Here is a 17,909-nt window from a genome sequence, read left to right on the forward strand (position 1 = left end):
CGGGCCCTTACTCTCACAGGGAGTCCGCTTTTTTTTGTTCTATGGATCTATTCAATTTTTTATACATTCCTATCTTGGCGCGGTTTTAGGGTTCTCGTTTGTTACTGAATTACTCGAAAAATTGTATAAAATTATGCATACTCTTAGCGTGTTTTTTCCGAAATACTAGCGGTCCCCCTAGTAAGGCTGCATTCTAGATTTTGATTTAACCTATAGCAAACTTATGATTTTAAAATTATTCTTGCATTTGAGTAGAAATACCATTATATTTGTATTAACAACTATATAAATAAACCATAATTTACGTGAAGGACACACCTTACGTACCATCCCAACGGTACAGGTGTGTCCTTTTTTACGTTCTAGGAGGAAAATATAATGGCAGAAGATAAGACAAACACTCAAACTGTAGAAGAACTTGGAATGGCTTTTGAAGCAGAGAACCTACAAGGTGACACAGTGCTAGAAACAAACTTTAATCAATTTGAGCGAGTACGTGATCATGAACTAGAGGAATTAGCCCGTATGAAACGTGAGCGTACTGTAGGAAAAGGCTTGATTACAGTCGTATCTGAAAAGCTATTCCCAACTAAAAACGGAAAGTCTGAGCGTATACAAGTACTTACAATGCAAATTGGTACTCATACAACAGCATATTGCCCCATTACAGAGGCAGGTATAAATGTTCCTAAAAATCCTCAATGGCTAGTTGGTAGAACCAAGCCTTTAATCATTGAACACTTCCAAAAAACGGAGGAAGGCAACTTTGCTGTTGTATCTATCACTGCAGGAGAATTGGCACTTCAAAAAAGATTATATGAAGAAGTGACAGCGCAAGAGGGCAACAAGGTATACACAGGAACCGTTTCAGGACATATCCCATCTGCACAAACAGTCTTAGTTGAAGTACACGGTGTAACAATAGGTGTACGGTACTCACACTGGTCCTATACATTCGTCCGTCCGGAGGATATTGTCATTGGTGATGTTGTAGAACTTATCATCGATAAAGTAGGGGAAAAGAATGGCCGTTATGAATTTAGAGGAAATAAAAAGAAACTAGAAACAGATCCAATTGAAAAGTTGTTAGAACTAAAGAAACGCCGTGACCGATTTGTAGGTAAAATTGTAGGGGTAGACGCTATTGCGGGTATTTTCGTAGAGGTTGCACCAGGAATTCAGTTTAAAGGACTTAAGAGCCGTAATCTTGCTAATCCAACTGTAGAAGATGCGAAAAATCAAACGATTGTTACATGTGAGCTGCTTAATATCGACGCGAAAAATAGAAAAGGTACAGTGCGTATCCTAAATTATCCGCAGGGACAAAGTAAAAAAACTAATTCGTCAATTTTCCAATTTTAATGGATGACTATGCGTACAATAGAGAAACAATTGCCCACTTATGTCCCTTCTATTCCTCATTTATCAAGTGAGGATGTACAGGGACTTCAAATATATCGGATACATGAACTGGATAAAACCTATGTATTCCATTCTTTTGACGAATTGGTTAAGTTTAAGCAGCGTTTAACAGAAGAACAGTATGCCTTACTTGCTTTCATTGGTGTTCATACATCTGTTCGATTTAATCATTTATTATATTTATTTAAGGATAAATATTCTCGTAAGAAAATAAATGATGCACTTCAAGGATTACTTTACTACCGTCTAATTGAAAAATGGCAAGTGGAGAGTTTTGAAATGGAGATCTTTGAAGAAACATATACGTTATCCGACAATGGTTACAAATTTTTAAAATACTGGCAAGGAAATATGTTCTTCTTTGCCCCAGAACGAATTGATAATCACGGTAAATATGTTCACTTACGTTATTGGCACGATATAGAATTAATCTGCCACCTGCGTTATGCTCCATCGTTTTTAGGTCATATTATGCATCCATCTATTAGTAAAGGGGTTTTTACCCCTCCTTTAAGTTTTGCAGTGCAAGGCGGAGTAAATCACATATTTAATTTCGTTGTATACTCCACTCTACTAACAGATAAAAAGGATCGTTTAAAACGAATTATTGCTCGATGGAAAGATTTCGTAGAATCAGGAAAAGATGTTATTATGCAAGATTTAGGAAACAATCCTACAGTGTTAGTTATCTATGTTTCTACTGAAAACCAAGCAAAGCAAATTAATAATGAACTATTACTCGACCTGCTCCCTGGTAAAGTATTGTTATGTATAGGAGAAACCTTGCATATACAAGGATTACAACATGCATTTTACCAGCCCCTTGCAGAAGGAGAGATTAAACAATTAAATACAAAGCTATTCGCAACAAACTAAGCCGCCCTTACAAGCTATTGATTCATTTTAAAGGGTGGCTTGTTTGTTATATAAAAAAGCGTGGAATATTTAAAAAAAATTTAAGAAAACGAATTATCCTGTATCTCCCTCTATACAAATTACGGATTTTACGAAATAATATTCTTTGACACCTTTATACAGAAAAACAATATATACAAATATAAACATTCGTGTAAAGGAATATATTTGAAAGGAGTAACAAATTGCTACGTATACAACGAGGGTACATGTATGATCCAGATGATAATGAGGTCATTGTGAACGAAATTTTCTACAACGCTGCATCCGAACAAAAGTTAGGAAGCAAAATGGGTGTGTTTTCTGCAGACAAACTACCTACTTCCATTTTTAAAAAAGTTCAAGAAAACGAAAGTATGTCTTATATGGAAAGTATGGAAGTAGAAGAACAAACCATTCCAGAAATACTATGTCATTTAGACCAAAATCAAAAACCAGAAAAACTTTATTTTGAAATGCAGTACATGGTGTAACAACAAGAACTGAAATAAGAGGGGATTTATAAACGTTGAAACAGGGGCATTATTATATGGTACATAAAACAACTATATATAAATTCCCTTCTTATTTTTGTTTCCTTAAAACAATTGAATATGATATAAAAATAGATTAATATATAACTATATTTATTGTTTAATTGATTCCGTTTATTCCCACACCTTTTTTGTGTTGTGGTTGAGTTGTAGAAGCAAGTTGCGTCTTGTTTCATTTGTGAAAGGGCTTCTTTGAGCCGATTAGTGTATATATAGCTTATTTTGCTATACACATTTTTAATCGACTTAAAGAAGCCCTTTTTGTGTTGTCTTTAAGTTAGGAAATACATGTATTAGACCATTTAGGCTAAACGAATAATAAAAGTGATTAAAGCACAATTTTAAGGTGCTTTTTTCTATTTCAAGGGGGAAGTACAAATGAAATTTTATAAGGTTAGTTATGGAGAAGAACTTGCTATAAAAATTATTGCAGCCAATAGTCCATATGAGGCAGTAGGGTTTTATTTAATGGAAGCGCAGAGTGATTATGGAGAAGTGGAGTACGTTAATATTAATCGATTAGGTTTGCGTGAGCGAGTAAAGGTAGATTATGGGCATATAGCAATCTATGACACAGTAGAAGAAATTTATCATCGTCAAAAGATTGTAGATTTACCATGTGTTATAGCAAATTTACTACCAAAAATTTAATAAAGTAGGTGTATATATATGAATGTTGAAAAAGAATTAAAAGAGATTTTACATTGTAAACAACTTATGAGGGATATGTTCTCTTTGTCAATTGAGAGAATTGAATATTTAGGTAAAGGGACAGTTTATATGTATTTTGCAGTAGTTTCAGAGTATGAACTGAATGTTTTCTATCGTATAGATAAAGATCTTGATACATTCAGGCTTGAAAAAGGCTCCTGGGTCTATGCAATTACACTGTAAAAAAGCAAATTTAAAGAATCTCAAATATTAAAAGCGGTAAGAAATTATAACCAAATCCAGGGCTTTATCATATCCTACTTTTGTTAAGAATTTCTGAACTCTCCGTTTTTAAGAACAATTTATAAAAGAGACATAGTACAGTAGTTATAGAATGGAATGCAACTATAGAAAATATGGGATTTATATATAAGTAAGGTACTTGTTGCAATGCTAAAAGCACAAGGAATTAGAAAATGTAAACCTGAGAGGAGCACTACAATATGATTACAGTTAACCGAGGATATATGTATGATCCAGATGATAATGAGGTCATAATTACCGAAATTTATTATGAAGCTGCTACAGATACTAAATTAGGAAGTAAAATGAATAGCTTATCTTATTCAGCCATTCCTAATGAGATTAAAGAAAAAATAGAAGCAGCTGCTTCATTATCCTATATGGAAAGCATTGAGATGCCTCAGCCATTAGCTGTCGTATATCAAAATGAAATTAGCATGTATGGAAAACCAGAAAAATTATACTTTGAGTTAACTAGTATATAAGAGGGAAAAAGACATTGGACGTATTTGTTCAATGTCTTTTTTATTAATTTATAGAGGAGAATATAAAATGAATAATGTAACTGAAATAGAAACAAGTCTTTGGACAATTTGTGTAGGGGATATTTTTAGTAATGGTCGTATGCCGTACCATCTAAAAGTTGTAAAAATTGAAGTAGAAGATATGATGAAACCAGACGATGCGAAGATATATAGTATACCTGTTCACCCTAAAATCATAGAAGACGTATGAAAATAATGGATGTATCAGAACATATTTCTTATCGAGCTTGGTATTATAATGAATTTTGGAGCAAATAATATACTATGGATGAAAGAGTGATACGGTTGTTTCACTCTTTTTTACTTGCATTAAAAATAAAGATAGTTTAATATACAGATATATTTATTGTTTAATTGATTCCGTTTATTCCCACACCTTTTTTTGTGTTGTGGTTGAGTTGTAGAAGCAAGTTGCGTCTTGTTTCATTTATGAAAGGGCTTCTTTGAGCCGATTAGTGTATATATAGCTTATTTTGCTATACACATTTTTAATCGACTTGAAGAAGCCCTTTTTGTGTTGTCTTCAAGTTTGGAGTTATTGTATAGCCAGCACTTTAGGCAATTATTTTATTAATTAGGGGGAAACATCATGAATTTAGTCATGGAAAAATCACAAAGGAAATTACAAAATGATGCTCATTTACATGACATTATTAAAGAAATTAAAGAACTAGCTAATCCTTTATGGATCAGTTCTGTATCAATGTTGCAAGCGCACAATCAAAACTTCAATACGAAAGCTACGACATTTAAGGATATTACCATTTCTTATTTAAGAGATTTAAAAGTAAGTTTAAGTCTCATTTATGCAGCAAGGAATATCAGTTGTAAAAGTATAGAGGATTTGAATAAGCGTCTATCCATTCAATCAGGGAAAGATATTACTTCCCATGAGGATTGGCTGCTTCATGAAAACAGAGGAATTATATGTGAAATGATTGATGAATTTCGAAAGAAAGAGTGGAAACACCCAGATTCGAAATAACAAGTAATACAGGAGGATTATTATGACAAATATAATGGAAAGTTTACAAGCTGAATTTCCTGTCGAACAATTAGGATGGAAAATTATAAATACATTTGAAAGCCAAGGTCGTTTTTTTGCGTTTGTAGCTCCATTTGTTGACGCACGCGCCATTCAGGACCGATTTGATGAAGTCTTTGGTATTGATAACTGGCAGGTGTCGTATGAAAAATGGGGTGAGAAAGCAACGAAATGTACCATATCAGTGTTTTTGAATGAACGTTGGATATCAAAAGAGGATGGAAGTGAAGAATCTGACTATAGTTCTGTAAAAGGTGGCTTTTCAAATAGTTTAAAAAGAGCTGCTGTGCTTTGGGGCGTAGGAAGATACCTTGTGTGAACTGTTCTCGCACAAAAAGTTGTGGAAACACACTATATAAAAGCGAGGGAACTATAAAATGTTCTAACTGCATGTTTGACTATCAAGACTCGGAAGTAAGTCTTGCAAGAACATCGTAAACTCTTGAAAAGGTCTAATACTACGGATAGCAATAATAGAGAACCCTATCATTGTTATGAGCCCGTTGAAGGCGGTGAAAATCGAACCTAAATTCCTCAGGGAACATGGTAAGAAAAGTAATCGGGACGCCATAAAATAGCTATGGATAGAATGAATCATAGATTCTGGCGAATCACTGAATGTACGTGTCGATACTATCCGTTCCTTAGAAATATGGAGGAGGTAAAACCATACCTTTTCAGTTGTGGAAATGATAATAAGGTATATCAAATCTGCGGATAGGGACTATACCCTATTCATCTAATGAATCAAATTACGATTAGTTCATTAGTAACTGACGGCATAAAGGTGAGTCCTAAGGCTATATGTAAGGCTAAAACATGTGGAACAGTTGAAGTTGGTGAGAACGTCATACGATGGTTAATTATCGGTTCGTGGATATAAGGTATTACACATACAATACTGAAGTTCCTTAACACCAATGGCAGTAGGGTCATAGTACCAAAGAAGGTTATGTAATATAACTAGAGGGAAGGGCCCAAGTCTAATAATCATGCAAAGGCAAAATTATTCTAGGAATGTGTAACAGTAACCGACTAAACCTTAGAGCAAAATCTCAGCAAAAGAGGTGATGCAATTTGGTGCGAAAACTAGAAAATACTCTTGAATCAGAAACAGAATTAAAGAGAACATTAGACAAGCTGTACTCAAAAACAAAAGAGCATATGGAAAAAAAGACGAGAATCAAACACACATCTCTCCTTGAAATTGCGATGTCAAAACCTAATATTGTCACTGCGATACACTCGCTAAAAAGCAATAAAGGCTCCATGACTCCAGGGGTAGACGGAAAAACAATCCAAGACTACCTCAGACTATCCGAAGAAAAACTTATCGAGTTAATTCGTGGTAGACTCACAAATTTCAAGGCGCACCTAATAAAACGTGTGTTTATTCCAAAGGCTAATGGCGGACAACGACCTCTCGGTATTCCAACCATAGAAGACCGGATAATTCAACAAATGATGAAGCAAGTCTTAGAGCCTGTACTCGAAGCACAATTCTTCAAATACAGCTTTGGGTTTCGACCAGAAAGAACTACCTATCATGCGTTGGAAAGAGTAAAAGTCCTTGTTCATAACACTGGGTATCACTGGATCGTAGAAGGTGATATTCGTCAATTCTTCGACAAAGTAAACCATAGGATTCTTATAAAAAAACTATGGAGCATGGGAATCAAAGATAGACGAATATTGTGCCTAATAACGGAATTCCTCAAAGCTGGAATCTTCAAAAATATCATTAGAAATGACAATGGTACACCCCAAGGTGGCATATTAAGCCCCCTCTTAGCAAATGTATACTTACATTCCTTCGACAAATGGGTTGCCAAGCAATTTGAAGAATTTACAACCAGACATGAGTATTCGAAACACGATCATAAATTACGAGGTTTAAAATCTTCTAACCTTAAGCCAGGCTATCTAATCAGATATGCTGATGACTGGGTTCTAGTCACTAATAACAAATCCCATGCTTATAGATGGAAGACTGTTATCAAGAATTTTCTTCAGAAAGAACTTAAACTTGAACTATCCGAAGAGAAAACAAGAATAACCAACATCAGGCATAAGCCAATAGAATTTCTTGGCTTCAAATACAAGGTAGTCTTAAAAGGTGTAAAAGGAAAAAAGAAGAAGGATAAAAAGACAAGATATATCAGCCAAATAACTCCTTCTGATAAGAAGATTAAAAGAAAAGTAAAAGAACTCAGAGCCACACTCACTTCTCTCGGCAAAAGATTAAGCCACGATAAACTGAGTAATGCACAGCTAATCTTAGCCTATAACTCAAAGGTTAGAGGATTAATAAATTATTATTCATATGCCACCGAATCTCCCATAATGGATAGAGAAGGTTATAAGTTAAGAAAAAAGACTTTTAATCTTCTATCTAGGCGTGGTGGGGTCTTACATCCTATCAACAAGTGTATTAACCTTGCGGACAAATACCCTAAACGGACACAAAAGACTTTAGCTATTAAAACCGAAGTTGGCTACATTGGCATTATGCATTTAAACCTAACCAAGATGAACGAAAACCTATATAAACAAAAGGTTCAAAATGAAACTCCATACTCTCCTTCGGGACGTAAATTAATCGAGCGAAGAAAGGGAACAAAGGAGTTCAGTGTCAGACTAGATGAAATTACAAGCCTCTCTCTCCTTGAGAAAGTCAGGAAAAAACTTGTGAATTCACCCCGATACAATTTTGAGTACTTTATGAATAGAGGATATGCGTTCAACAGAGATAGAGGAAAATGTAGAATTACAGGAGTCCCACTTGGGAAGCACAACCTGCATGTTCATCACATTAATCCTAATCTCCCGTTAGAAGAAGTCAATAAGCTGCCAAATCTAGCCTGTGTAGATAAGGAAATTCACAAGGCAATACACAATGAAGTTGATATGAGCAGCATCTTGAATAATAAGGAAATTAATAAACTGAAACGATTCAGGAACAAAATTCATGCTATTTGATTATTAGATGGAGCGCCGTATGAGGTGAAAGTCTCACGTACGGTGTGGACCGGGGGAAAAGCCACTCTTAACAGGTAATGCTGAAGAATTGGCTTACCTATCGGTATTATAATGTAAAACCTACTAAAGTAGAACTTTCTACATGTAGTAATGGCCCAAATAGTATCTATATTTCTTATCAAAAGAAAGGATATTATTTTATACCACCTACTATGTTACAGCAAAAACATAAACAAGGAAGTTCAAAGAAGGAACCATCGAATGGCCAAGTAAGTCTAGGTGTACTAATTCAAAACATACAAGAGCTTGCAAAACCATTAAGTATTACATCCAAGGAAATTCTACTTGCCTATAATCACAATTATAATGCGCAAGCAAGAACATTTGAGGATACGACGATTGGTGGTTTAGAAGGAATTCTAACTAGTTTACAGTTGATTCACGAAGCGAAGAATATCCGTCCTGGAAATGAGAAACAGCTTAACCGGTGGTTATCAGCTCTTATTCCTGGTGATGTTACATCCTTTAGAGAATGGTTACTTCATGATCATACAGAAGCCATTCATCAACTCATACAACAGTTAAAAAAACAACAAAGCGCGTAAAGCTTTGTTTTATAGCAGGAAAACGAATGAACAGGATATGAGGTCTGTTCTTTTTTTATTACTTTTTGGAGGGATTTATTATGAAATTTACTATTAACCGTACATTATTTATTGAAAAATTAGAGAAAGCAAGTGCTACTGTAGACGTTAAAAACCCAATGCCGGCATTACAAGGTGTTTTATTGGATTGTAATTCAAAGGGAATGATTCTAATGGGTTCAGACGGTACAGAAACAGTAACATTAGTAACTCGCTTTAATGTAAACAGTGGGGATTGTACTGAACCGGGGAAGGTGCTTTTTGCAGCTGCTCCGGTACTTAAAACGATTAAGAAATTCAAAAGTGAATTCATCGGTCTTGAACATAAAAACAATGAGCTAAAGATTGTAGAAAGTAAGAAGAAACAATTTAGCTTTTGTACCATGGATCACGAAGAATATCCTGAAATTAAAATCGAAGCAGGGGAAGATTGGATTTCACTTTCACAAGAACAATTTGTATCAATGGCCAACGGAACGTTACATGCTATTCCTGCAATGGATACACGTAAGATTCTAACAGGTGTGAACTTAAAATCAGTTGATGATAAGTTCTTTAGTATAGCAACTGATGCTCACCGTTTAGCCCGTTTACATTTTGATTGTACAAAGATCACTATCGCAAAAGATGGTGAAGTCGTGTTACCAATTAAGTCTCTTAAAACAGCTCTTAAGCTCTTTAATCGTGAAACAAATTTACAATTAAAGCTCATTAGTGATACACAGCTGTTGATCCGTGGCGAAAGTATTATCTATCAGTCTAGATTACTAGCTGGTACATATCCCGATACGGCACGTATGGTACCCGACGAATTTAAAAGTGAAATACAACTATCACGTGAAGAATTTAAAAATACGTTGGAGCAGCTTTCAGCATTTTCTTCCTTAATCGTACTTACGTCAGAAGGAAAAGAAAGCATCCATCTTAAACCACAAAATTCTCAAGTAGGTACTGCAAGTGTAGAAATTCCATGTAATCAAGTAGAAGCATTTACATTGGCTTGTAATGTGGAATATCTGCTACAAGCACTACAAACGATAACTTCTGAAACAATCGCGATAAAAATGATTAGTAATCAGAGACCTATCGTGGTAGTGGGAGCAGAGGATACAACTCACTCTAATCTGCAGTTAATTCTACCGGTTCGCGTGTAAGGGGGCATCCAAATGAGTATGAATCACAGTGACTTCTTTGACTTTTTACAGTCAAAAGAAGTCCTTCCTAATAATCAAGAACTTCGTCAATCCTTTGAATTGATTATAAATGGATTTATTGCGAACGAAATGCCTGATTTAGAAAACATACCATTAGAACATATAGATGAATTTGAAAAGCAATTTGAGCAGCTACGACATTATGTCACGTTTTATAGTGATAATTCATTTCGTATAAATGGTCCAGATTGTGAATTAAAAGAAATGCTACATTTACATCTTTTCACTGAACAACTAGAAGATGTGGAAAAGCAGGGGCTAGAAGATGAGATATTTATTTAATCAAGGAAATGAGATGAAAGTATACATACGGATACTACGCATACAAAAATTAATTCGTAAATATAACATCCCATTCTTAATCAATATCAATGATTTTCACAGGGACAAGTTGCATATCACAAGTGAACTATTATTCGAGTCGTTTGCGCGTTTTAACGAGCAAACAAGTATATTTTGTCACTTTGCCTTTGGAACTGAAGAAGACCTGTTAGATGGGACGTTATTTAGCTCAGAAGACATGTATTCGAATTTCGCTTCGGATATTAGTTCTATGGCTGCGGAAGGATGTTACTTCGATACAGCTGGTTACTATTTATGTATAGGCTCGGAACATATAACACAATCTGATTTTCAATTCGTGTTACATGAATTTTCGTTTAACACCTATCAAAGTGAAGCGTATCCCAGTCATATTTTGATTGAATTTCTAGAGGATGGTTATGAACAGTACTCATTTGATGAATGGGTACTTTCTTATTATGAAATTATAATCCGTCTTGCGGCAATGATTCGAGAAAAGACGAAGGGGAACCAGGTATGAAATTATTATTTACATACAATCACCAGAAAGTAAGAAAGTATCTACTTTCGTTAAAAATGCAAAAGAATGCTCACTTACTGCATGAATTACTTGCAGATAAGAAGCATGAAGAAGAAATCTATATATTAGATTGTTTAGAGCACTCAAGAGAAATAGACTTCAGTAAGATTTCAGAACGATCCATTCAACAAGTAATGGCTACTGTTTCTTATTTAGAGGAAGACTCGAATTTCCCAATTGGTTTAATTGATTCGAAAACCTTACTTGAAATAATTATGATTGCGGAAACATCTTTAGATACTGATCTTTCCTGCTTCTATACATCGCAATTCTATCTTATGGAGATATTTATACGTATGTATAAATTGGGGATTCCTGTAAAAGATTATTACCCAACTTATTTAGAACAAGATAATTTCGAAGAATACGATTGTGAGGATTCATTTAAAAGCTGGGGTGATGACTTACTTCAAGATATGAAATTACATCACGAAGAGGTAGATAGCGACGATAAAGATACCTTAATCCAATATTCGAATTTATTTCATATATCTATGGATGAGATAAACCTTATTGTTGAGAATGCATGGAGTCCAATTGGTGAAATGCTCTCTAATATCAAGATAGAGAATCAAAGTTTCTTTCAGTCAATCCAGAATCAGTTTGATATACGTATGCTTTACCAAGCTGATGAGGAAAAACTTTACCTTTTCTATGATGATGATACATATTTTCCAGCAATTAAACGAATTGAGATGTTACTTCGTATCTTTGAAGAGATACAGTTAACAAAAAATATAGCAAATTAGTACAGAGGGCCAAAAAATGAAGAAATTATTTAGCTATTCATCTAATGTAGCGATGTCAAACTACTTACTATCACTTAAGTTAAACAAAACTTATAGCATCGTTAGTTGGGAACAAATTAAACAAAGATATCAAGAGGAAATATATATATTAGAAAGCCTTTCTAAAGATATAGAAATAGATTTCAACAAAATCTCTCATGGAACAATTAGTAAAATCCAAACTTGTGTGGACTTTCTAGATGAAAACCAAACAATAAGGTGGGAGGACATAGAATCAACAGATACGATTGTCATCTTCTTACTTTCCATGAACCTATTAAACATAAATCTATCTAAATTTTATTCATGTCAATTTCATATCTTACGTTACTTTAAAAGCATGCATGAGCTTTCGATTGATGTAACACAGTATTCTCCCTCGTATTTAGACCGAGAGAATATCTATGAATTAGACCATGAAGAAGGATTTATAGAATTGGGTACGGACATGATCGAAGATATGGGCTTAGAAGCTTTTCCAATTGATGAAGAAGAGTATGAAAAGCTCTCTACACTATTCGACATACCATTAAAGGAAATAAAGGAAGCAGCAGAGGACACATGGGGTGCTATAGCTGAAACAATAGACGGCATATCACCGAAGCATAAAGAAAAAATTTCTAAATTACTAGATTGTTATCCAGTGCAGCATTCTTATCAAATTGATGAAGAATCTCTGTATCTCTATTATGGCCAGGAACCATTATACGGACCATATAAATTTGAGATGTTACTAGATTTAGTGGAAACAATCTATACGCAGGGGGACATAACAAATGAAGACAGTAGCAATATTTGATGCTTTAGAGCCAAAAGGAATTGTAACCATTCAGCAATTTAACAACGAATTATCACGTGGAGAAACTGCCGTTACTTTTAAGGACTTTTATTTAGCTTTAAAAGAAGTTATGGAGCAGGGTACACAAGATAATACTCATTACTCTAGTGGCGTACTCCCAAAAGGTTGTATAAAACACGAGGTGTTATCTAAGAGTGGAGATAAACAAGCTGTTTGGATTGAAGTACCAAAGGCTCAGTGGGATATTCATTTTTTTGAACGACCGTTTCAACAAGTAGGATTTCCACGTCTATTATTTCGTTATACGGTGTACCAAAAACGAGTTACGAATATCTCTGTCTTTGCTGTAAAAGAAGATATGGAGTTAGAAGAAGGAATGAAATTATATCAATTTCCATATTCTAATGTTCATCCTAGTGGATCTGTATGTACAGGTAGAGTTGTGATACCTGAATTCCGGACTTTAAAAGATTTAGAAACATTTCATGTTTTATTTTTTGCAAGTTCTTTTAATCACGACCTTACACATACTCATACGGAACCAGTTGGAGAGCTATTTAAACGATTTGAAAACCAAAGTTTTGATGATTCTATTTTAATGGAATCGGAAATGACTTTTTAATACACGCTCTTTAGAGTGATTGTTTATTAGAAGCAGGGGAGTATTTATTAAGAATAATAATTTTGTTGGAGTTTAGATTATAAACATTGGATCCAACATGCTTAGGAGGAAATACGGTGTATTTAGATTATGAAACACGAATGAGAATTGAGAGAGAAAGACAACGAATTATTAAGTTTTTAAACGAGAAGGGTATTACACAAAATTCAGATGGCAAAAGAGTCAATGATTTACCACTTTGGCCATTAACTTTAATGGAAAATAAGTTACTGGCAGACAGTAATTGAGTACATCGAATTTCTGAAAATAGCAGAACTATATATAAGCAAAGATACTAGGAGGATTTTTTATTATGACAAACTTATTCGATTTTTTTGATATGGAAACACAAGTAGAGGAAACAACAGTACCAGTGAAAAAAGCTGCTTCAGAGCAAGCCACTGCTAAAAAGGAAGAAAAAAAGGAAAAAGCAAAAGGTAAGACAAAAAGTAGTAAGAAAGCTAAGGCTACAAAATCTACAGATTGTCTAGATAAAATCAATACAACAACGGTTGTTCGCCACGTAGTATTTGGGGATATACCATTAGTAGATTGGTTTACAGAAGAAGAAATTATACATGGAATCGCTGTTCAAAATGGGGATTCAACAGATGTAAGAAAAATAGAAGCAGAGGATATCCGCGTAAAATTAGAGCATCGTTATCCCTCATTTGTTAAAGGCTTAACTGTCATTAAATATGATGAGGATACAAATGCACTACTTCCGATTTTAACTGTCGGCGCAAAAGGAGCAAGTATTGTAGAGGGACAATCCATTTCAGATTGTCCTTTTTCTTTTCTTAGTACTTGGCTGAATCACTTTTTACCTGGGGATTTTATTCCGAGAACACTATTAATGGACTTTATTATTATTGCACAAGCCATTTCTCGTAAATGTGATTGCGAATTGCATGCTGATATCTATTTCAATAAAGAGCGTGGTTATTTTATGGATTTTCCACCTCAGCAGGTAGCAACTGAAATTGTAATCCCAGAAACGAATATAGAGATGCAGTCTATCGCTATGAAAGTTATGGAGATACACAGTCATCATCGTTTCTCTGCTGAACCAAGTGATTTAGATGATCAAAGTGAACGTGCTCCTATTCTTTATGCAATTGTTGGCAGAATAGAGGATGTTTTCCCTGAACTACGAGTACGGACTTGTATAGATGGAAAATTTTATTCTATTAATCCTAACTTTATATTTGCAGGAGAGTATGCAACGAAAGGGATAAGCCAAGATTACGATTTAAGTAGGATCACACTTTTAAAATAAACACACAAGGGGGCGTAAAAGAGACATATTTTTATGTCTCTTTCTTTATTATGACAACATTAAAAACAATTCACGTTTCAATGTTTACAAAGATAAAGCACTACATGTTAGTTCTTACAAAGAATAAACAAGCAATAGAGGAATCGCATGATGACTATAAGCTATTTCAATTTATGTGCAAGTTAGAGATGAATCACATATATGAAGCATTAGAAGGACAGAGGAAGAATACTCATATTGATTTAGACACACATCAAGAATATATAGACACGCTTGTTGTGCAGTTGAATTTACTTCAATATGTTGTAGGCATTGTGCAAGAGGAAGGAGTTATTTATGCTGCATCGATACTAGTGATGCATTCATTTGACTTGTATACCGTGCATAGGCTTACAAATTTATCGATTCCATTTCTACGAAATTTAGAGAATACACTATCAAAAGAAAATAGGGGGCTATAAAAATGAGTATTGTTATTGATATTGCAGAAGGAAAGAAGATTGTACCACATATTGTATTAGTAGGTGCTGGAGGAAACGGAGGATTAATTTTACAACATATTGCTCAAATGATGAGTATTTTTCAATTGGATGGCGAAATTGTAGTTGCAGATCCAGACACGGTTGAAGAAAAAGTGCGCCCATAAGGGCCTTGTAAACTCTGATTTAGTAAATCAGCGGGTGAAGTGAAACAAGATAACAACCCGACACCGGTAGCCTTATCCGTAATCGAAAGTGAACGGGGAGTGTAGCATGGCTGCAACGGGATAAGTCACTCTAATGTCATGAGTGCGACTGAATTTCTAGGTGTACCGTGGTAAACAAGGTTGAATGCTAAACTGCGTGAAGGATAAATCAAGGGGTCTTATCGACGACCATATCGAAATAGACATTGAAACGATATGTCTCTAGTTCAGCTCATCTATTTTTTGTGGAGAGAGGTGTGTTTCACACTAGAGAACCAACTAAAGTACATTAGTAAAGATTGAAAGTCCCAACCGACATTACTACAAACTATTTACAAGGTACTAAATGGGGATTACCTAAGTGGAAGCGCCATTTATGGCTATAGAGGATGATTTCAAGGTAAAAACCAAGAAATGTGGCTCTTGAATATTCCATATGGTAACGGAGCCTTCGTAGTAGTCAGAGATAGGGAAAGCCTATCACACTAACGTATGACAAATTACGTTAGGTCATGGTTGTGAAATCAGGATGGCGAAGGAAGGTAGTCAATTAGTTCATGATGATAATAAACAGGAAGGAAGCGAGATGCTGATGAGAAATCCAGTTTATGTATTGAACACCTTGTCGAAGAATACTATTAAAGAAAACTATAAGTTCAAAAGATTATATAGAAATCTTTATAATCCAGAATTCTACTATAAAGGTTATCAAGAAATATATGCCAATCCAGGTAATATGACCAGAGGAACCATAAATAACACTGTTGATGGCTTCTCAAAAAATAGAGTATCTAAAATCATCAACAACATTAAAAATGGTAACTATAAACCTACTCCTGTTAAGCGAGTATATATTGATAAAAAAGGGAGTAAGAAAAAACGTCCTCTTGGGGTACCGACATTTGACGATAAACTTGTCCAATTAGTAATAAAGTATATCTTAGAAGCAATTTATGAACCAAACTTCTCTGAGAACTCACATGGATTCAGGAAAAATAGGGGTTGTCATACAGCTTTGAAACAAATTAAAAAGAGTGGTAATGGAACTAAATGGTTTATTGAAGGTGATATTCAAGGTTTCTTTGACAATATCGACCACCATATCCTAATTGACCTACTAAGAAAACGTATCAATGACGAAACACTCATCGGATTAATATGGAAGTTCCTAAGAGCTGGGTACATGGAGGATTGGCAATTCCACAAAACATTCAGTGGAACACCACAAGGAGGGATTCTCAGTCCTCTTCTTGCCAACATATATCTAAACGAACTAGATATATACATGGAAAAATACGCTGAAAAGTTCGGAAAAGGTCAACCAAAAGACAGAGAAGTTGATAAAAGATATCAATACTTACACCTCAAAATAAAAAGAGGGCGTAAGAAAGCAGACTTACTAAGAGAACAAGGTAAACACAATGAAGCTCAGGAATTAATCAAGCAAGTCAACGAATGGGTTAAGGAAAGGGGACAACGTCCCTACTACAATCCAATGTCGGATAAATTTAAGTCACTAAAATATGTTAGATATGCTGATGACTTTATTGTAATGATAATCGGCAGTAAAGATGATGCCAAAGCCATTAAATCTGATATAGCTCAATTTCTCAATGAAGAATTAAAATTAACTTTATCAGAAGAAAAAACACTTATCACCCACTCTAGCAAGAAAGCAACATTTCTTGGATACAACGTCAATATCACTAGAAACGAGTTATTTACCAAATACTCGGTGAAAGGTGCAAAAAGAAGACATCACAATCTAAAAGTAAGACTTGAAATCCCCCATGAAGCATGGCGAAATAAATTACTTGCCCTGAATGTTTTAGAAATGAAGTATGTGAATGGGAAAGAAACTTGGAAACCAAAGCATAGACCGGAAATGGCACACCTAGATGATTTGGAAATACTACATAATTATGTATTACAGATCAGAGGGATGTACAACTACTACAAATATGCAGTTAATTCAACGGTACTCCAAAAATTCAGTTACGTTCTAGAATACAGCATGTATAAAACATTCGCCAATAAATATAAAAGCTCAATCGGAAAAATTAAGGGGAAATATTGCAAAAACGGTGTATTCATAGTCAATTACAAAGATAAAAAAGGCAAACAACACTCTCATTCTTTCTACAGGGAAGGATTTAGAACGGTTGATATAACTAAGATGAAAACACAAGAAAATAACATCGACAACTTGTTAGCCTCAAGAGTTCATATGTCAACAACTAGTCTTATGGATAGGTTGTCAGCCAACAAATGTGAACATTGTGGTAAAACCGATTCTAACTTAGTAATGCACCATGTCCGAAAAATGAAAGATGTTGAGAAAGGCAAAGCCAAATGGCAAAAATTAATGATTGCCCGTAGACGCAAAACATTAGCCGTATGTGAGGATTGCCATAATGAAATTCACTATGATATGAGAGTAGAACTTATAGCGAAAAACAGAAAAAAATAACTTTGACAAGCAATTGATGGAGAGCCGTATACTCTGAGAGGAGTACGTACGGTTCGGTGAGGGGTTTTGAGAAACCTATCATAGCAATATGAC

20 protein-coding genes and 2 pseudogenes are annotated in these 17,909 nt (G+C 34.7%); all 22 read left to right on the top strand.

All coding sequences use genetic code 11. From position 1 onward, the window contains the following. The first annotated feature begins 378 nt into the window (after positions 1-378). Positions 379-1,362, top strand: a complete 984-nt coding sequence (locus EGX95_RS00870) for a hypothetical protein (RefSeq protein ID WP_000796697.1) — start codon at positions 379-381, stop codon at positions 1,360-1,362. 9 nt (positions 1,363-1,371) lie between these two features. Then, a complete protein-coding gene (locus EGX95_RS00875; RefSeq protein ID WP_001259100.1) occupies positions 1,372-2,298 on the top strand; it encodes a hypothetical protein in 927 nt (308 codons plus the stop codon). 248 nt (positions 2,299-2,546) lie between these two features. Beyond that, the gene (locus EGX95_RS00880) at positions 2,547-2,810 is read left to right on the top strand and encodes a hypothetical protein (protein WP_002020034.1); all 264 of its coding nucleotides are present in this window, start codon (positions 2,547-2,549) and stop codon (positions 2,808-2,810) included. Positions 2,811-3,248: 438 nt separating this feature from the next. Then, positions 3,249-3,521: a hypothetical protein gene (locus EGX95_RS00885; protein WP_000675279.1), complete on the top strand. Its 273-nt coding sequence runs from the start codon at positions 3,249-3,251 to the stop codon at positions 3,519-3,521. A gap of 18 nt (positions 3,522-3,539) precedes the next feature. Beyond that, positions 3,540-3,764: a hypothetical protein gene (locus EGX95_RS00890; protein WP_001100171.1), complete on the top strand. Its 225-nt coding sequence runs from the start codon at positions 3,540-3,542 to the stop codon at positions 3,762-3,764. Between the two features lie 260 nt (positions 3,765-4,024). After that, positions 4,025-4,309, top strand: a complete 285-nt coding sequence (locus tag EGX95_RS00895) for a hypothetical protein (protein WP_000633806.1) — start codon at positions 4,025-4,027, stop codon at positions 4,307-4,309. A 67-nt stretch (positions 4,310-4,376) separates the two neighbouring features. Further along, positions 4,377-4,627, top strand: a pseudogene (locus EGX95_RS00900) (hypothetical protein). Between the two features lie 331 nt (positions 4,628-4,958). Beyond that, positions 4,959-5,354 (top strand): hypothetical protein, encoded by a 396-nt coding sequence (locus EGX95_RS00905; protein WP_001055070.1) that lies wholly within the window; start codon positions 4,959-4,961, stop codon positions 5,352-5,354. A gap of 22 nt (positions 5,355-5,376) precedes the next feature. Next, positions 5,377-5,727, top strand: a pseudogene (locus EGX95_RS00910) (Rad52/Rad22 family DNA repair protein); the annotation flags it as partial. A gap of 767 nt (positions 5,728-6,494) precedes the next feature. After that, positions 6,495-8,393 (top strand): group II intron reverse transcriptase/maturase, encoded by a 1,899-nt coding sequence (gene ltrA, locus EGX95_RS00915; RefSeq protein WP_002019929.1) that lies wholly within the window; start codon positions 6,495-6,497, stop codon positions 8,391-8,393. Positions 8,394-8,605: 212 nt separating this feature from the next. Continuing rightward, on the top strand, positions 8,606-8,998 hold the full coding sequence (locus EGX95_RS00925) for a hypothetical protein (RefSeq protein ID WP_002073837.1): 393 nt from the start codon (positions 8,606-8,608) through the stop codon (positions 8,996-8,998). Positions 8,999-9,078: 80 nt separating this feature from the next. Next, a complete protein-coding gene (dnaN, locus tag EGX95_RS00930) occupies positions 9,079-10,191 on the top strand; it encodes a DNA polymerase III subunit beta (RefSeq protein WP_000673198.1) in 1,113 nt (370 codons plus the stop codon). Between the two features lie 12 nt (positions 10,192-10,203). Beyond that, positions 10,204-10,533 carry a hypothetical protein gene (locus EGX95_RS00935; protein ID WP_000062335.1) on the top strand — a complete coding sequence of 110 codons (330 nt, stop codon included), beginning with the start codon at positions 10,204-10,206 and terminating at the stop codon, positions 10,531-10,533. After that, positions 10,517-11,074, top strand: a complete 558-nt coding sequence (locus EGX95_RS00940) for a hypothetical protein (protein WP_001269722.1) — start codon at positions 10,517-10,519, stop codon at positions 11,072-11,074. The genes EGX95_RS00935 and EGX95_RS00940 overlap by 17 nt, the downstream gene beginning before the upstream one ends. Beyond that, positions 11,071-11,883 carry a hypothetical protein gene (locus EGX95_RS00945; RefSeq protein WP_000770659.1) on the top strand — a complete coding sequence of 271 codons (813 nt, stop codon included), beginning with the start codon at positions 11,071-11,073 and terminating at the stop codon, positions 11,881-11,883. The genes EGX95_RS00940 and EGX95_RS00945 overlap by 4 nt, the downstream gene beginning before the upstream one ends. Positions 11,884-11,899: 16 nt before the next feature. Further along, on the top strand, positions 11,900-12,721 hold the full coding sequence (locus EGX95_RS00950) for a hypothetical protein (protein WP_000732880.1): 822 nt from the start codon (positions 11,900-11,902) through the stop codon (positions 12,719-12,721). After that, a complete protein-coding gene (locus EGX95_RS00955) occupies positions 12,699-13,343 on the top strand; it encodes a hypothetical protein (RefSeq protein ID WP_000859312.1) in 645 nt (214 codons plus the stop codon). The genes EGX95_RS00950 and EGX95_RS00955 overlap by 23 nt, the downstream gene beginning before the upstream one ends. A 116-nt stretch (positions 13,344-13,459) precedes the next feature. Beyond that, positions 13,460-13,630: a hypothetical protein gene (locus tag EGX95_RS30075; protein WP_000280379.1), complete on the top strand. Its 171-nt coding sequence runs from the start codon at positions 13,460-13,462 to the stop codon at positions 13,628-13,630. Between the two features lie 65 nt (positions 13,631-13,695). Then, positions 13,696-14,661 (top strand): MPN domain-containing protein, encoded by a 966-nt coding sequence (locus EGX95_RS00960; RefSeq protein ID WP_000182855.1) that lies wholly within the window; start codon positions 13,696-13,698, stop codon positions 14,659-14,661. A gap of 50 nt (positions 14,662-14,711) precedes the next feature. After that, a complete protein-coding gene (locus tag EGX95_RS00965) occupies positions 14,712-15,122 on the top strand; it encodes a hypothetical protein (protein ID WP_000209415.1) in 411 nt (136 codons plus the stop codon). A gap of 2 nt (positions 15,123-15,124) precedes the next feature. Further along, positions 15,125-15,307, top strand: a complete 183-nt coding sequence (locus EGX95_RS00970) for a ubiquitin-activating E1 family protein (RefSeq protein WP_000029266.1) — start codon at positions 15,125-15,127, stop codon at positions 15,305-15,307. 631 nt (positions 15,308-15,938) lie between these two features. Then, a complete protein-coding gene (locus EGX95_RS00975) occupies positions 15,939-17,816 on the top strand; it encodes a reverse transcriptase domain-containing protein (protein ID WP_042512162.1) in 1,878 nt (625 codons plus the stop codon). Positions 17,817-17,909: the final 93 nt, after the last annotated feature.

The sequence above is a fragment of the Bacillus sp. FDAARGOS_527 genome, assembly GCF_003812125.1.
Lineage (GTDB): Bacteria > Bacillota > Bacilli > Bacillales > Bacillaceae_G > Bacillus_A > Bacillus_A paranthracis.